Below are 16,082 nucleotides of genomic sequence, written 5' to 3'. Positions count from 1 at the left end.
CTGCGCCTTGCGGTCTTGCCCATGCCGATCAAGCCGCGTTCACGGGGGGCTGCTCGCCCTCGGCCGGGCCGGTCGACGACACCCGCGTCATGCGCCGGTCGGCGATCGCCGTGCCGTCCTGGATCATGATCACCCGATCGGCCGCCGCGATGGTCTCGGGCCTGTGCGCGACGACCAGGCGCGTGATCTTCAGGTTCGACAGCGAGGTGTTGACCAGCCGCTCGCGCGCCACGTCCAGGTGCGAGGTGGCCTCGTCCAGGATCAGGATGCTGGGCTGGCGATAGAGGGCGCGGGCCAGCAGGACGCGCTGCTTCTGCCCGCCCGACAGCGACGAGCCCATGTCGCCGACGAAGGTCTCTGTCCGCATCGGCATGCGGTTGACGTCTTCCTCAAGCCCGGCCAGCCGCAGGCACTCGTTGACGCGGTCGATGTCGACCACCTCGTCGAAGAAGGTCACGTTGTCGGCGATCGACCCCGAGAGCAGTTCGTCGTCCTGCAGCACCACGCCGATGTTCCGGCGCACGCCGCGCGGCCCCCAGGCGCTGAGGGGCATGTCGTCGATGCACACCTGCCCGTAGGTCGCCGGATAGAGGCCGCACAGCACCTTCATCAAGGTCGACTTGCCCGAGCCGGAGGGGCCGACGACGGCTACGAACTCGCCGGGCTCGATGGTGAAGGTCAGGTTGCGCAGCACCGCCGGCTCGTGCGGGGCGTAGGTGAACCCGACCCCTTCCAGGCTGACCTTGCCCTTCATCTCGGGCAGGCCGCTGGTCGACTTCTCGATGTCGGCCTCGGTCGGGGTCAGCACGATGTCGGCCAGGCGGAAGGTGTAAAGGTCGAGCATCTTCCAGGCCACGCCCTGCTCGATCAGGTTGGCGCCGCGGTCGAGGAACTGGGTGTGGTAGGCCATGAAGGCGTACAGCACGCCGATCGACATCTGGTCGGTCATGATCATGCGCGCGGCCAGATAGATGACCGCGATGCTGGCCAGCCCCCGGATCAGCCGCTGCACGCCGTTGATCCCGACATTGGCGAAGGCCGAAAGCTGGCTGGCGCGAATGCTGTCGGCCATGCGGTTGGACCAGTCGGCCTGGCGCTCGGGCTCGGCGCCCATGACCTTGATGGTCTGGATGGCGCGCAGGGTCTCGATGCGCTTGCCGTTCTCGGCGATGCTGGAGGTCAGCGCCTTGGCCGCATAGTTCATGGTCAGCGGGATCGAGATCAGCCGCACGACGAGATAGAGCAGCAGGCAGGCCACCGTGACCCCGGCCAGCACCGGCGCGAACACGAACATCATCACCGCCGTGGCCACCGAGAGCACGCCGTCGAGCATCACCGCGATCAGGCCGCCGGCGATCAGGTTGCGGATCGGGTCCAGTGCCTGGAAGCGCATCAGGGCGTCGGCCAGCCGCCGGCGCTGGAACCACGGCAGCGGCAGCCGGATCAGGTGGTGGAACAGCCGCTGGGTCATGTCCCAGTTCATCAGCGCCGACAGCTTCTGGGTGGCGAAGCCGCGGAGCGTCTCGGCCCCGACGTTGAAGATCGCGAACACGCCGAACCCGATGGCCAGGCCCGTCAGCAGGTCGAAGTCGCCTTTGAGGACGGCGTCGTCGACGACGAACTGCATGTAGAACGGGCTGACCAGGATGTAGGCCTGCAGCACCAGCGACAGCACCACCACCTGGCCCAGCCCGCTGCCCAGGCCCGGGGCCCAGCGCACCACGCTCCACATGTTCAGGGGCGAGCGCTCGCGGCGGCGCTGGAAGGCCGGCGTCGGCGACAGCTCCAGGGCCGCGCCGGTGAACTTCTTGTCCAGGTCCTTGAGGCTCACCTTCACGTGGCCGCGGCGAGGATCGAAGATCTTGGCGGAGTCGCGCTTGACGCTGATCAGCACGACGAAGTGCGACAGCCCCCAGTGCAGGATGGCGGGGCACTTCACGTCGACCAGTTCGTGCGGATCGCAGCGCAGGGGCCTAGCCGACATGTTCATCGAGCCGGCCAGGTCGATGATGTCCTTGAAGGACATGCCGCGCGACGACATGGGGAAGCGCTTACGCAGGGTCGCCAGGTCGGTCTCGTCGCCGAAGATCTGCGACACCGCCGCCAGGCACGACAGGCCGCACTCCGCCGCCTCGGTCTGCTGCAGTCTGTAGTCGGGTGTCATGGCTACTGGGCTTTCGAACGCGCGCGCATGGCCAGGATGGGATCGAACAGCGCATCGATGAGCGAGTGGCGATCCAGGACGATCTCCGCCTGCAGCCGCATGCCGGGCATCAGCGGCCATTCGCGGCCGTAGGCGGCGACGCTCTGGCGATCCAGCTTGGCGACGATCCGGTACAGGGCCTCCTTCGACTCCGGCCCGGCCACGCCGGCGGGCTGGTCGGCGGGCGCGACCGGCGCGTCTGAGATCTCGGTTATGGTCGCGCCGCCCACGCCGAAGCGCTGGTAGGGGAAGGCGTCGTAGAGCAGCCTGACGCGGTCGCCCTTGCGCACGAAGCCCACCGCCTTGGACGGCACCCACAGTTCGGCCGTCTGGTGAGCGTTGGTCGGCAGCAGGATGGCCAGCTGCCCGCCCGGCGCAGCGGTCTGGCCGGGGCGCGCGGCCAGGGCGGCCACGCGACCGGCCCGCTCGGCGGTCAGGATGATCTGCCCCTCGCTGGCCAGGGCCGCCCGGCGCTCGAACAGTTCGGCGCGGGCCTTGGCGATGTCGGCCTGGGCCGAGGCGCCCTCGGCCTGGGCCCGCCGCGTCTCGATCCTGGCCTGCAGCAGGCTGGTGCGCGCCTCGACCAGCTGGCGCTCCAGGTTGGCGACGCTGATCTTGGCTTCCAGCAGGCTGTCTTCGCGCTGGCGCAGCTGGATCGCCGGCATCAGCCGCTTTTCGAACAGCTCGCGCGCCGAGGCCACGCTCTGCTCGTTCAGCGCCTGGCGGCCGCGCTGCAGGTCCAGCTGCTGCTCCAGCTGGCCGATGTTGGCGACCAGCCCGTCCTGCTTGGCCAGGCTGTAGGCCTCGGTCTGCTGGGCGCTGGCCCGGCGCGCTTCGGCCTGGGCGCCGATCGCCTGCTCCTGCTGGGCGGTGGCGGCCGAATAGAGGCCCGAGACGTGACCGCCCTCGACGGTGGCGTCCAGCGCGATCTTCATCAGCGGCGCGCCCGCCGTGATCGCCTGGCCGTCCTTGACGTAGACCTCCGAGATCACGCCGGCGCGGGTCGTGGTCAGCTTGATGGCGCCGGCGTCCGGCTGGATCAGTCCGGGCGCGCGCTCGACGCGGGAATAGCGGGTGAGGATCAGGAAGGCGAAGCCGGCGACCAGCAGCGCGCCCATGAAGCCGGTCAGCAGCCAGCTGCTGACGCCGAACGTGCCGCCGGGCGATCCGATGCGCGAACGGGCGGCCTCGACGGCGCGCTCGCGAAACAGAGGCGACGGCTTGGCGTCGTCGGCCGGGGGCGGATGCATCGGGGAACCGATATTCTTCACGACCCGCTCGCCGCCCGGGTTGCACGCCGCAGCAAGCCCTTGGCGACCAACGCAGCTGAACCCAAACTCACGCTCAAACCCCCGATCAAGACCATCGGCTAACTTCCGACGACGCGTCCTTGCGAAACACCCTAAGTGTGCATTTCAGCAATAATCAACACAAAGTAGCGTCGGCGCGGCAACCTTTCTGTCAGCGCCCGGCGACCGGCTGTTGCAGCCGCTCGCGCATGGCGCGCGCGAGGTTCAGCGCGCCGGCCACCGGAGCGGACCAGTCGCCGAGCGCGGCCTGCTGGAAAACCTCGGTCTGACCGTACCAGAGCGTGGCCCCGCCCCCGCGACGCCAGCGCCAGTCGACGCTGGCGGCGGCCAGCAGCAGCGCGGTTCGCCGCCCCATGCCGCCGGCCAGGTGGGCCACGGCGGTGTCGACGCTGACCACCAGGTCGAGGTCGGCGATCACCCGCGCGGTGTCGGTCAGCGACGCCGAATCGTCGAGCGGGGTGAGCATCCGGGCCGCTTGCGGGGTGGCGGCGATCTGGGCCGCCCCGGGACCGATCTGCAGGCTGACCACCTGCAGGTGCGGCATGGACAGCAGGGGCGCGAAGGCGGCCAGCGGGGCCGAGCGGCGGGCGTCGTGCGGGTGGTCGGGATTGCCCTGCCAGCTGAGGCCGACGCGCAACGGCCCCGGCCGGCGATCGCCCGCGGGCGCGAGGTCCTGGAAGAGATAGGGCGGACGGACGAGGTCGGCCTCGTGGTCCAGCCCCAGCAGCGCCGGCAGGCTCATCAGGCAGCACCATCGCCCGGCCCGCGACGTCAGCGGCCGGCCCAGCGGCGAGAAGTCGGGCGCGTTGCTCAGGCTGGCGATCGCCGGCTCCAGATACGGCCGGCCGACAACGGTGACGGCGACCCCGCGCCGGACCAGGTCGGGCAGGAAGCGCGCGAACTGCAGGGTGTCGCCCAGCCCCTGCTCGGGAAACACCAGCAGTTCTTCGGGGACGGGCTCGCCCCGGCGCCAGCGCTCGACCGAGCGCCCGCTCTCCTTGCCGCGCAGCTCGGCGAAGGGGGTCAGGCGCAGGGCCTCGAGGCGATGCTCCATGTCGCCCCAGCCGTCGCGCCAGTCGCCCAGCCGCAGGCGGGCCAGACCCCGGTTCATCAGCATTTCCGGCGACGCGCCGGGCTCCACCGCCAGGGCGTAGGCCCGCTCGGCGGCGTCGGCCTGGCCCCAATAGGCCGCGTAGGCGCCGAAGGCCGAAGCCATCTTGGGCGGCACGCGGTGCCTGGAGGTGATGTCGTCGAACAGTCGCGCGCTCGCCTCGAAACCGGCCTCGCGCATGCTCCGGGCGAGCGCCTCGCCGAGGTTGCGGGGCGCGATGGGCAACGGCGCTGGCGTCAACGGAATCCCCTCTCGAAGCCGACAACCTATGGGCGTACATGAGTCTTTGGCAACCGGATTGTCGGCGTCGTCCACAGCGCCGCCCTCGATCACAGAGACGTGATAATGCAACCATAAAATGTTCTCTGTGAAATACGCGGAAAGCATGCGTCAAAGAGCGCGTCGCCCAGGAAGGGCGAGGCTCCAGACAGGTGTGATGAATGCGTGAGCTGACCTTGGAAGAGCTTGAACTGATCAGCGGCGGTATCGATACGCTCGAGACGATCACGGTCACGGGCACCCGCGACGGCGACGGCTGGGATGGCTGGGACGGCTGGTGGGACGGCGGCTATGACGGCGGCGACGGCGGGTACGACGGCGGCGGCGGCGACGGCGGCGATCCCCCGGCCGAGGAGTATCCGCCGTGCGTCGAAGCCTCGCCCGAGGGCGTGGCGCCGGGCGCGATCCTGGACGCGGCCCGCAACGCGGCCAGCCAGATCGCGGCCGGCAACGACGAGACCTACGAGTACGGCGCGCTCATCTACGAGCTCAACGGCGTTGTCGGCGTGGGCAACATCTACACGCAGAACAACACCGGCCAGGTCCAGATCGGCGCCGGCGGCGTGCCGGACGGCGCCCGCATCGTGGGCTACATCCACAACCACCCGGACGTGGGCGGCATCGACGACCGCACGCCTTCCGACCACGCCGGCGGCGACTGGGATCAGTACAATGGCCTGATCAACAGCACCTCGCTGCCGCGCGGCATCACCGCCGACCCGAACATGCTGCTGTTCATCTACACCAACGAAGACGGCAAGGTCCGCGCCTACGACAAGACCGACGAAGGCACGACCACCGCCAGCTGCGCCGTCTGACGCGCTCAGCCTGATGCGGACGGCGAGCCRCACTTTCGGCTCGCCGTTTCGCGCCAAATGCGTATTTTTATAACTGCAACCCAGGATAACGATATTGTTATCGCGCGGCCCGCATAGGCGCCTCGCAAGCTCGACCTTGGCATGCATGATTTCACAACACCCGCTTTGAGGGTGTTTCCAGACAGGTGGATTCTGTATGCGTGAGTTGACCCTAGAAGAGCTCGACTTCGTCACCGGCGGCGCCGACGAAGTCGACGGCATCACCGTCACGGCCGACGGCGGCGACGGCGACGGCTGGGACGGCTGGTGGGACGGCGGCGACGGCGGCGACGGCTGGTGGGATGGCGGTGACGGCGGCGTCGGTCCCGACGGCGGCGGCGACGGCATCACCGAAGAATATCCGCCCTGCGTCGAGGCTTCGCCCGAGGGCGTGGCGCCGGGCGCGATCCTCGACACGGCCCGCTCGGCGGCCGCTCAGATCGCCGCCGGCAACGACGAGACCTTCGAGTACGGCGCGCTCATCTGGGAGCTCAACGGCACGGTCGGCATGGGCGCCATCTACACCCAGAACGACACCGGCCAGGTCCAGATCGGCTCCAGCGGCGTGCCGGACGGCGCCCGCATCGTCGGCTACGTCCACAACCATCCGGACGTCGCCGGCGTCGACGACCGCACGCCGTCGAACCACGTGGGCGGCGACTGGGACCAGTACAACGCCCTGGTCAACAGCACCACGCTGCCGCGCGGCATCACCGCCGATCCGAACATGCTGCTGTTCATCTACACCAACGAAGACGGCAGCCTGCGCGCCTACGACAAGACCGACGAAGACACCGAAACCGCCAGCTGCGCCGTCTGACGCGCGCAACTGCCGTTTCATGAGACGGGCGACGAGCCGGGCTTCGGCTCGTCGCCTTTACGGCGGGGCGAAGCCCCCTGGGAGCCATCCAAAAATAGGCGTTGTCGGCGCGGCGGGTTTGGCCCTAGCGATTGCGCATGACCGTTTCCGTGCTGTTCGTCTGCCTGGGCAACATCTGTCGCTCGCCTCTGGCCGAGGCCGCCTTCCGGCAGGAAGCCGAGCGGCGGGGGCTGGACGTCGTTGTGGATTCGGCCGGCACCGGCGGCTGGCACGCGGGCGATCCGCCCGACCGGCGGGCGCAGGCGACGGCCCGGCGGCACGGGGTCGAGATCGGCCACTATGCGGCCCGCCAGGTGACGGCGGCCGATTTCGAGCGCTTCGACCACGTTGTGGCGCTGGACCTCGACAATCTGCGCAACCTGCGGCGGCTGGCGCCGGCGGGAAGCCCCGCGCGGCTGAGCCTGCTGCTCGACCATGTCGACGGACGCGCCGGCCAGGCCGTGGCCGATCCCTATTACGGCGAAGACGCCGGCTTCGAGATCACCTGGGCCGACGCCGTTGCGGGGGCCCGTGGCCTGGCGGCGAAGATCGCGGGCTAAGACCCCCCCTCAGTCGGCTTCGCCGACAGCTCCCCCAGAGGGGGAGCATCTGCRGCGATAGATCCTCCCCCTCTGGGGGAGGTGGCCCGGAGGGCCGGAGGGGGCCCTACCCCAGATGCACGCGGATCAGGCTCCGCGCGGCGCGGGCGACCGAGCGGGCCGGACCGTCGGCGCCGAGGGTGACGCGGGCGGTGTAGGCGCCCTCCATCAGCAGCATCAGGGCGTCGGCCAGTTCGTCGTCGGCGGCGTCGGCGCGGCGGCACAGGTCGATCAGCCGGCCGTGCAGCGAGCGCTTGTAGTTCACCGACACCTGCTGGGCCGGGTGGTTTTCCTCGTGCAGCTCGATGGCGGCGTTCGACAGCGGGCAGCCGTGGACGTTCATGTCGCAGGCCTTGGTCTCGAAGGCGTCGAAGATCGCCTCCAGCTGGGCGCGCGGGTCGGTGCAGCAGCACGCCGTCACCCCGTCCCACCAGGCCCAGTACTCGCGCTCCTGCTCGCGCAGGACCTCGGCGACCAGCTCGTCCTTCGACGGGAAGTTCCGGTACAGCGTCATCTTGGTGGCCTCGGCCTCGGCCGCGATGGCCTCGACGCCGACGGCCCGGATGCCGTGCTGGTAGAAGAGCTCGCGGGCCGTCTCGAAGATCCGGTCGCGGGCGGGCCTCTTGGACGCTGGCGGGCCGTCCGGCGCGCACGCCGTCCCAGCTCCCAGCTCCCCCGAGCCGACCTCCCCAGATTTTCTCGCAGCCATTTTCGCAGCACCTCGCCTTGACGTGAGAGTTACCGGTCAGTATCTCTCCGCCAGGGAGTGATACCGAACGGTATCGTCACATCCTAAATCGTCATTCCGCCGAGCCAAGTCAAGCAACAGACCCTGCGACATTTCTCCCCCTCTTACCCCTTGAACGGAGCGCAAGCCATGCCGAACGCGAGCGACATCACCGCCGCCCCCGAAGCCGCCACGGCCTGCGCCTCCGGGTGGCTGGCCAACGCCGCGCGTCACGGCCGTTCGATCCAGCGTTGGATCGGCAAGGCCGCTGCGCCCAAGCCCCGCACCCGGTCGTCGCGGCCCTATCGCCCGCCGACCTGGGAATAGTCGTCCCGAGCGTCCCCTCCCCGTCCGCTCCTCCCCGAGCGTCTCTTTCGACAGGTCTCCCGATGCGCCAAGCCATCAACACCTTCGCCGGCCTCGCCGCGCTGGCGGTCCTCACCGCCTGCAGCGCCCAGGCCAAGCCCGAACAGGGCCCCGCTCCCGCCGTGCAGGTCACCGTCGCCGACGTGGCCTTCAAGCCGCTGCGCCAGTGGGACGACTTCACCGGCCGCCTGGAAGCGGTCGACACCGTCGACATCCGGCCCCGGGTCGGCGGCTATGTAAACGCGGTCCGCTTCGCCGAAGGCGCCTATGTCCGCAAGGGCCAGGTGCTGTTCGAGATCGACCCGCGCCCGTTCCAGGCCGAAGCCGCCCGCGCCGGCGCCGAAGTGGCCCGCGCCAAGGCCGGCCTCGACCTGGCCGTCGTCAACCGCGAGCGCGGCCAGCGGCTGATCGACCAGAACGCCCTGGCGCGCAGCGAATTCGACCGCCTGGCCTCGGAAGAGAAGGCCGCCCAGGCCAACCTCGCCGCCGCCCAGGCCGCCCTGCAGACCGCCCGCCTGAACCTGGAATGGACCCGCGTGGTCTCGCCGATCGACGGCCGCGTCTCCAAGGCCCGCATCACCCGCGGCAACCTGGTCACCCAGGCCGACATGCTGACCACGGTGGTCTCCGACGCGCCGATCTACGCGGCCTTCAGCGCCGACGAGCAGACCTTCCTGAAGTACGCCGCCGCCGAACGCGGCAAGGAAAGCCCGGTCTATATGGGCCTGATGACCGAGGACGGCTATCCGCACGAGGGCAAGCTGTCGTTCATCGACAACGCGCTGGACGCCAAGAGCGGCACGATCAGCGGCCGGGCGATCTTCGCCAACGCCGACGGCAAGTTCACGCCGGGCCTGTTCGCCCGCATCCGCCTGGTCAGCGCCGCGGCCCAGACGGTGGCCCTGGCCCCCGACCGCGCCATCGCGACCGACCTTGGCAAGCGCTACGTGATCGTCGTCGACCAGGCCAACAAGGCCCAGTACCGCCCGGTCGAGGTGGGTCCGCTGGCCGGCAACCTTCGCGTCGTCCGCCAGGGCCTCAAGCCCGGCGACCGGGTGATCGTCGGCGGCCTGCAGAAGGTGAAGCCCGGCGACACCGTCGCCCCAGTGGCCGTGAAGACGGAAGCCGCCGACCTCGGCCAGCTGGAAGTCGGCCCGCAGAAGGTGGCCGCGATCGCCAGCCCCGTGCAGCAGAACTGACGGCGGAGCGCGAAACCCTCGTCCTCCGACAAGCTCGGGATGAGGGTTTCAACTGACCCGCCCCTCGCAAAACCAGCCCTCATCCTGAGCCTGTCGAAGGACGAGGGCGGCCCCTCTGAACGCTCTCCTCCCCCATCAAGGGGGAGGGAACGGCCCCGTACGTCCCTCACCTCCCCGGACGCCTCCCATGAATTTCGCAAAATTCTTCGTCGGACGACCGCGGTTCGCCGCCGTCCTGTCCATCGTCATCTTCATCGCGGGGCTCGTGGCCCTGCCCAACCTGCCGATCAGCGAGTACCCCGAAGTGGTGCCGCCGACGGTCGTCGTGCGCGCGGCCTATCCCGGCGCCAACCCGTCGGTGATCGGCGAGACCGTGGCCGCCCCGCTGGAGCAGGCCATCAACGGCGTCGAGGGGATGATCTACCAGTCGTCCCAGTCGGCCTCGGACGGGGCCATGATCCTGACCGTGACCTTCGCGCTGGGCACCGACCTGGATAAGGCCCAGGTGCAGGTGCAGAACCGCGTGGCCCAGGCCCTGCCGAAACTGCCCCAGGAGGTGCAGCGCATCGGCGTGACCACCAACAAGGCCTCGCCCGACCTGACCCTGGTCGTGCACATGGTCTCGCCCAACAACCGCTACGACATGCTGTACCTCAGCAACTACGCGCAGCTGAACGTGCGTGATCGGCTCAAGCGCATCGACGGCGTGGGCGACGTGCAGATCTTCGGCGCCGGCGCCTACTCCATGCGGGTGTGGCTGGATCCGGAGAAGGTGGCCGCGCTCGGCATGACCGCCGGCGACGTCGTCCGCGCCCTGCGCGAGCAGAACGTGCAGGTGGCCGCCGGCCAGCTGGGCGCGCCGCCCAACGCCGGCTCGGGCGCCGACTTCCAGCTGTCGATCAACGCCCCCGGGCGCCTGACCGACGAGGACCAGTTCCGCAACGTCATCATCCGCTCGGGCGCCGACGGCCAGATCACCCGCCTGGGCGACGTGGCCCGCGTGGAGCTGGGCGCCAACAACTACGCCCTGCGCAGCCTGCTCGACAACAAGTCGGCCGTGGCCGTGCCGATCTTCCAGCGCCCCGGCTCCAACGCCCTGGAGATGGCGGCCGAGGTCAAGAAGACCATGAAGGAGCTGAAGAAGGACTTCCCCGAGGGCGTCGACTACGAGATCATCTACGACACCACCGCCTTCGTGCAGGAAAGCATCGACTCGGTGGTCCACACCCTGATCGAGGCCATCATCCTGGTGGTCATCGTGGTGGTGATCTTCCTGCAGGGCTGGCGGGCTTCGGTGATCCCGCTGCTGGCCGTGCCGGTGTCGCTGATCGGCACCTTCGCGATCATGCTGCTGCTGGGCTTCGGCCTCAACGCGCTGACCCTGTTCGGCCTGGTTCTGGCCATCGGCATCGTCGTCGACGACGCCATCGTCGTGGTCGAGAACGTCGAGCGCCACATCGAGAACGGCCTCTCGCCGCCCGAAGCCACCCGCAAGGCGATGAGCGAGGTCACCGGCCCGATCATCGCCGTGGCCCTGGTGCTCTGCGCGGTGTTCATCCCCACGGCCTTCATCACCGGCCTGTCGGGCCAGTTCTACCGTCAGTTCGCCCTGACGATCGCCATCTCGACGATCATCTCGGCCGTCAACTCGCTGACCCTGTCGCCGGCCCTGGCCGCCGTGCTCCTGAAGTCGCACCACGCGCCCAAGGACCGCTTCCAGAAGCTGATCGACCGCCTGCTGGGCTGGCTGTTCGTTCCGTTCAACAAGGTCTTCCACCGCGCCTCGAACGGATACGTCCGCGGCGTGAAGGCGACGCTGGGCCGCTCGACCGCCTCGCTGTTCGTCTATGGCGGCCTGCTGGTGCTGACCGCTCTGGCCTTCGCCCGCACCCCGTCCGGCTTCGTGCCGCAGCAGGACAAGGCCTATGTGGTCGCCGTCGTGCAGCTGCCCGACGCCGCCTCGCTGGACCGCACCGAGGCCGTGATCAAGCAGATGGGCGACATCGCCATGAAGACCCCGGGCATCGAGCACTCGGTGGCCTTCCCGGGCCTGTCGGCCAACGGCTTCATCAACAGCCCCAACGCCGGCGCGGTGTTCTTCCCGCTCAGCGACTTCAAGGACCGCCGCTCCAAGGACCTGTCGGCCGGCGCCATCGTGGGCCAGCTGAACCAGAAGTTCGCCGCCATCCCCGACGCCCAGATCGCGGTCTTCCCGCCGCCGTCCGTGCAGGGGCTGGGCACCATCGGCGGGTTCCGCATGCAGATCGTCGACAAGGCCGGCCTGGGCTCGGACGAGCTCTACAAGCAGACCCAGGCGATCATCGCCAAGGCGCAGAAGGATCCGGCCCTGGCCGGCGTGTTCTCCAGCTACCAGGTCAGCGTTCCGAAGATCCAGGCCGACATCGATCGTGAGAAGGCCCGGGCCCAGGGCGTGTCGCTGACCGACCTGTTCGAGACCCTGCAGGTCTATCTGGGCTCGCTGTACGTCAACGACTTCAACCGCTTCGGGCGGACCTACGAGGTCAACGTGCAGGCCGACCAGGACTTCCGCCTGCAGCCCGAGCAGATGCTGCGCCTGCAGACTCGCAACGGCGACGGCCAGATGATCCCGCTGGGCGCCTTCGTCAGCTTCAAGGAGGCCACCGGTCCCGACCGCGAGATGCACTACAACGGCATGCTGACCGCCGAGATCAACGGCGGCCCGGCCCCCGGCTTCTCGACCGGCCAGGCCCAGGCGGCGCTGGAGAAGATCGCGGCCGAGGAACTGCCCAACGGCATCGGCTTCGAATGGACCGAGCTGACCTACCAGCAGATCCTGGCCGGCAACACGGCGATCTACATCTTCCCGCTGTGCGTGCTCTTGGCCTTCCTCGTGCTGGTCGCCCAGTACGAAAGCTGGAGCCTGCCGCTGGTGGTGATCCTGATCGTTCCGATGACCCTGCTGTCGGCCCTGGTCGGCGTGCTGGTCACCGGCGGCGACAACAACATCTTCACCCAGATCGGCTTGATCGTGCTGGTGGGGCTGGCCTGCAAGAACGCCATCCTGATCGTCGAGTTCGCCCGCGAACGCGAGATCGAAGGCGACACGCCGCTCCAGGCGGTGCTGGAGGCCTGCCGCCTGCGCCTGCGTCCCATCCTGATGACCTCGATCGCCTTCATCATGGGCGTCTGGCCGCTGGTGGTGTCGCACGGGGCCGGGGCCGAGATGCGCCGGGCCATGGGCGTGGCGGTGTTCTCCGGCATGCTGGGCGTCACCGTCTTCGGCCTGATCCTGACGCCGGTGTTCTACTACGTCATCCGCCGGCTCTCGGGCCGCAAGTCGCTGGCGACCGTCAAGACGGCCCCGGCGGCGGAGGCGAAGGCCCACGGCTGATCGCCTCGCTTCCCAACCCAAGCACACCCATCCCTGTCCCTTCCCCCTCGGGGGAAGGGAGACTTCCGAGGCTCCCATGACCCTCCTTCGCACAGCCCTGATCGCCGGCGTCTCGCTGCTGGCCACGGCCTGCGCCGTCGGCCCGACCTACAAGGCCCCGACGCCCGCTCCCGTCGCCCTTCAGAACGCGACGCCCGCCGTCGCCTCCACCGCCGCCAATCCCGAGGCCCAGTGGTGGAAGGCGTTCGGCGACCCGACGCTCGACGCCCTGGTCTCCCAGGCCCTTGCCGCCAATCTCGACCTCAAGGTCGCCGTGGCCCGCGTCGACGAAGCCCGCGCCCTGTTCAAGGACGCGCGCCTCGACCAGATCCCGCGCGTCACCGCCTCGGGCGGCTACACCGACACCAAGCAGCAGCAGCCCGGCTTCTCCGACCAGCGGGTCGAGGTCGAGAGCTATCGCGCGGGCCTCGACGCGGCCTGGGAGATCGACCTGTTCGGCCGCGTGCGCCGCGGCGTGCAGGCCGCCGGCGCCGAGGCCGGCGCGGCCCAGGCCGACCTGCGCGACGTGCAGGTCAGCGTCGCCGCCGAGGTGGCCCGCAACTATCTGGAACTGCGCGGCGCCCAGGCCCGCCTGGCGGTGGCCCGCCGCAACCTGGAGACCCAGCGCGACACCCTGCGCCTGACCCGCGTGCGGTTCGAGGCCGGGGCCGGCGGGGCGATCGACGTCGCCAGCGCCGAGGCGCGCCTCAACGCCACGGAAGGCACGATCCCCGACCTGGTCACCGCCGCCACGCGCGCCAACTATCGCCTGGCCGTTCTGACCGGCCAGCGCCCGGGCGCGCTGGACGCCCAGCTCGCGCCCCGCGCCGAGGAGCCCACGCCGCTGGTCGCCGCCCTGCCGATCGGCGAGGCGTCCGAGTTCCTGCGCCGCCGGCCCGACGTGCAGGCGGCCGAACGTCGCCTGGCGGCCCAGACCGCCAAGGTCGGGGTGGCCACCGCCGACCTCTTCCCGCGCGTGCGGGTCAGCGGCTTCGTCGGCTTCCTGTCGGGCACGTCGTCGGGCTTCGGCAACAGCGCCAGCCAGGCCTGGTCGGTCGCCCCGGCGGTCAGCTGGCCGGCCCTGGACCTGGGCGGCGCCCGGGCGCGGCTGAAGGCGGCGGAAGCCCGCAACGACGCGGCGCTGGCGGCCTACGACCAGACCGTGCTGGCGGCGATCGAGGACCTGGAGACCGCGCTGGTCTCCTACGCCCAGCGCCAGGCCCGTCTCAAGAGCCTGGCCGACCAGGCCGCCGCCTCGCGCCGCGCGGCCGAACTGGCCCGCATCCAGTACAAGGAAGGCGGCATCGACTTCCTCGTGCTGCTCGACGCCGAACGCACCCTGCTGGCGGCGGAAGACGCGCTGACCGTCGCCGAGACCGGCGTCAACACCGACGTCGTGGCCATCTACAAGGCGCTGGGAGGCGGGTGGTCGTAAGGAAACACCTCTCCCAGAGGGAGAGGGAGGGGCCCATGCGCAGCATGGGAGGGTGAGGGGTTGCACCGCCTGCGGTCCCCTCCCCTGAACCCCGCGCCGTCGTTCAAGCCATGAGCGGGCCGGCGCCTTACCCCCTCACCCTCCCACGCCTGCGGCGCGGGCCCCTCCCTCTCCCCATGGGAGAGGTTTATATGGCGTCCGCGCCCTTTACTCGGAGCCCGCATGGCCGCCGCCGACGCCTACCTCTACCATCCCCGCGACGGCCACGGCCTGGCCCACGATCCGTTCAATTCCATCGTCGGCCCGCGCCCGATCGGCTGGATCTCCAGCGTCGACGCCCAGGGGCGGCGCAACCTGGCGCCCTACAGCTTCTTCAACGCCTTCAACTACACCCCGCCGATCGTCGGCTTCGCCTCGACGGGCTGGAAGGACACCATCGCCAACGTCCAGGCCACCGGCGTGTTCTGCTGGAACCTGGCGACGCGCGAGCTGGCCCAGGCGATGAACATGACCTCGGCCCCCGCCGCTCCCGGCCAGGACGAGTTCGCGCTGGCCGGGCTTACGCCGGTCGACAGCACGCTGATCGCCGCGCCGCGCGTGCTGGAGAGCCCGGTCAATTTCGAGTGCCGCGTCACCCAGTCGTTCCAGCTGACCACCGCCGCCGGCGAGACGGTCGAGACCTGGATGACCTTCGGCGAGGTCGTCGCCGTCCATATCGACCGCCGCCTGATCCGTGACGACCGCGTCTACGACGCCCCCGCCGGCCGGCCGATCCTGCGCTGGGGCGGCCGCGGCGACTATATCGCCGTCGATCCCTCGGCCATGTTCGAGATCTTCCGCCCGACCAAGGCCGACATCCCGCCCGCGGACTAGGGCTTGGCCCGTCCGTCGCGCTCGGCGCGCATCGTGGTGACCACCTGGCCGATCTGCGAGCCGCCGGGCGAGTCGGGCTTCACCGTCTGCAGGCCGCGCAGATAGGCCCGATCCATCGGCGAGGCGTCGGTCCTGCCCTCCTCGGTGAAGAGGTTGAGCACGGTGTTGAACCCCTCGTAGTCGCGATCGGCGCGCGCCGAGGCGACGCCGGCCAGCGCCACGTAGTCGGCAAGGCCGCCCAGCTTGCGGCCGCCCATCCGGCGGCGATCGACCACCACGAACTGGTCCTGGATCACGCCCACCACCGAGGTGCGCACGCGCGAGCCGGCGCTGCTGGTGGTGAACATCAGCAGGTCGTTGCCCAGACCGTCGGCGCTGACCGCCCCGCGCATCACGTCGACCTCGGCGAAGTTGGTCCACACCCGCACCGGACGATCGGTGGTGGCGTAGCGCTCGAAGCTCAGCGGCCGTTCACGGTCGACCCAGAACTTGCCCGCCGCCCTGGCCTTGCGCACCAGCTTCTCGGGCTCGTCGGCCAGCACGACGATGAGGTTCGGCTGGCAGCCCTTGGCGGCCATACGCACCTCCGCATCGCGCGCCATCTGGCTGATGCGGTCATGCAGGTAGCGGTTCTCTTCCGTGCGCCCGCCGGCCACGTAGGGGCACAGGGGGCCGGCCCACATCATCACCTTGCCGGCCGGCGTCAGGGGCGTGGCCCGCCGCACGAAGCCCGGATAGGGATCCACGCCCTGGGGCGAGACCTCGACCTCGTCCACGGCCGGCGGCTGCGCCGCGCCCTGCGCGACCGACAGCCCCAGCATCAAGGCGGCCAACACCGAAACCGACATGAAA

The 16,082-nt window shown here is 69.9% G+C and carries 13 protein-coding genes; 8 read left to right on the top strand and 5 right to left on the bottom strand.

From position 1 onward, the window contains the following. Positions 1–28: 28 nt before the first annotated feature. The 3 genes from AC1DCG_RS01440 to AC1DCG_RS01430 form a co-directional block, all read right to left on the bottom strand. Positions 29–2,164, bottom strand: coding sequence for a peptidase domain-containing ABC transporter (locus AC1DCG_RS01440; RefSeq protein WP_165261611.1), 2,136 nt, complete (start codon positions 2,162–2,164; stop codon positions 29–31). Between the two features lie 2 nt (positions 2,165–2,166). Further along, on the bottom strand, positions 2,167–3,453 hold the full coding sequence (locus tag AC1DCG_RS01435; RefSeq protein ID WP_477028314.1) for an HlyD family secretion protein: 1,287 nt from the start codon (positions 3,451–3,453) through the stop codon (positions 2,167–2,169). Between the two features lie 211 nt (positions 3,454–3,664). Next, entirely contained in the window at positions 3,665–4,849 is a 1,185-nt protein-coding gene (locus AC1DCG_RS01430; RefSeq protein ID WP_477028315.1) for a glycosyltransferase family protein, read from the bottom strand. Positions 4,850–5,064: 215 nt separating this feature from the next. Between AC1DCG_RS01430 and AC1DCG_RS01425 the strand changes: the two genes are divergently transcribed. The 3 genes from AC1DCG_RS01425 (at position 5,065) to AC1DCG_RS01415 (ending at position 7,179) form a co-directional block, all read left to right on the top strand. After that, a complete protein-coding gene (locus AC1DCG_RS01425) occupies positions 5,065–5,721 on the top strand; it encodes a hypothetical protein (RefSeq protein ID WP_165261383.1) in 657 nt (218 codons plus the stop codon). 196 nt (positions 5,722–5,917) lie between these two features. Next, positions 5,918–6,580 carry a hypothetical protein gene (locus AC1DCG_RS01420; protein WP_165261381.1) on the top strand — a complete coding sequence of 221 codons (663 nt, stop codon included), beginning with the start codon at positions 5,918–5,920 and terminating at the stop codon, positions 6,578–6,580. A gap of 137 nt (positions 6,581–6,717) precedes the next feature. Further along, positions 6,718–7,179: a low molecular weight protein-tyrosine-phosphatase gene (locus tag AC1DCG_RS01415; protein WP_477028317.1), complete on the top strand. Its 462-nt coding sequence runs from the start codon at positions 6,718–6,720 to the stop codon at positions 7,177–7,179. 106 nt (positions 7,180–7,285) lie between these two features. Here AC1DCG_RS01415 and AC1DCG_RS01410 read toward each other — a convergent pair whose 3' ends face one another. After that, positions 7,286–7,927 (bottom strand): TetR/AcrR family transcriptional regulator, encoded by a 642-nt coding sequence (locus AC1DCG_RS01410; RefSeq protein WP_477028318.1) that lies wholly within the window; start codon positions 7,925–7,927, stop codon positions 7,286–7,288. Between the two features lie 168 nt (positions 7,928–8,095). Here AC1DCG_RS01410 and AC1DCG_RS01405 point away from each other — a divergent pair, with 168 nt between their 5' ends. From AC1DCG_RS01405 to AC1DCG_RS01385, 5 genes are all read left to right on the top strand, one after another. Continuing rightward, a complete protein-coding gene (locus AC1DCG_RS01405) occupies positions 8,096–8,272 on the top strand; it encodes a hypothetical protein (RefSeq protein ID WP_477028319.1) in 177 nt (58 codons plus the stop codon). Between the two features lie 62 nt (positions 8,273–8,334). Further along, positions 8,335–9,510: an efflux RND transporter periplasmic adaptor subunit gene (locus AC1DCG_RS01400; protein WP_477036746.1), complete on the top strand. Its 1,176-nt coding sequence runs from the start codon at positions 8,335–8,337 to the stop codon at positions 9,508–9,510. Between the two features lie 187 nt (positions 9,511–9,697). Continuing rightward, complete coding sequence (locus tag AC1DCG_RS01395; protein WP_477028321.1) at positions 9,698–12,883, top strand: efflux RND transporter permease subunit; 3,186 nt, start codon at positions 9,698–9,700, stop codon at positions 12,881–12,883. 76 nt (positions 12,884–12,959) lie between these two features. Continuing rightward, entirely contained in the window at positions 12,960–14,357 is a 1,398-nt protein-coding gene (locus AC1DCG_RS01390) for an efflux transporter outer membrane subunit (RefSeq protein WP_477028322.1), read from the top strand. A 222-nt stretch (positions 14,358–14,579) separates the two neighbouring features. Then, entirely contained in the window at positions 14,580–15,230 is a 651-nt protein-coding gene (locus AC1DCG_RS01385) for a flavin reductase family protein (protein ID WP_477028323.1), read from the top strand. Here AC1DCG_RS01385 and AC1DCG_RS01380 read toward each other — a convergent pair. Continuing rightward, the gene (locus tag AC1DCG_RS01380) at positions 15,227–16,078 is read right to left on the bottom strand and encodes a hypothetical protein (protein WP_477028324.1); all 852 of its coding nucleotides are present in this window, start codon (positions 16,076–16,078) and stop codon (positions 15,227–15,229) included. The two genes, AC1DCG_RS01385 and AC1DCG_RS01380, sit on opposite strands and share 4 nt — an antisense overlap. Positions 16,079–16,082: the final 4 nt, after the last annotated feature.

It is taken from the genome of Caulobacter sp. 10L414 (assembly GCF_056395525.1).
Note: the sequence above shows the minus strand (reverse complement) of the source record. Positions and strands in the feature narration are given on the sequence as shown.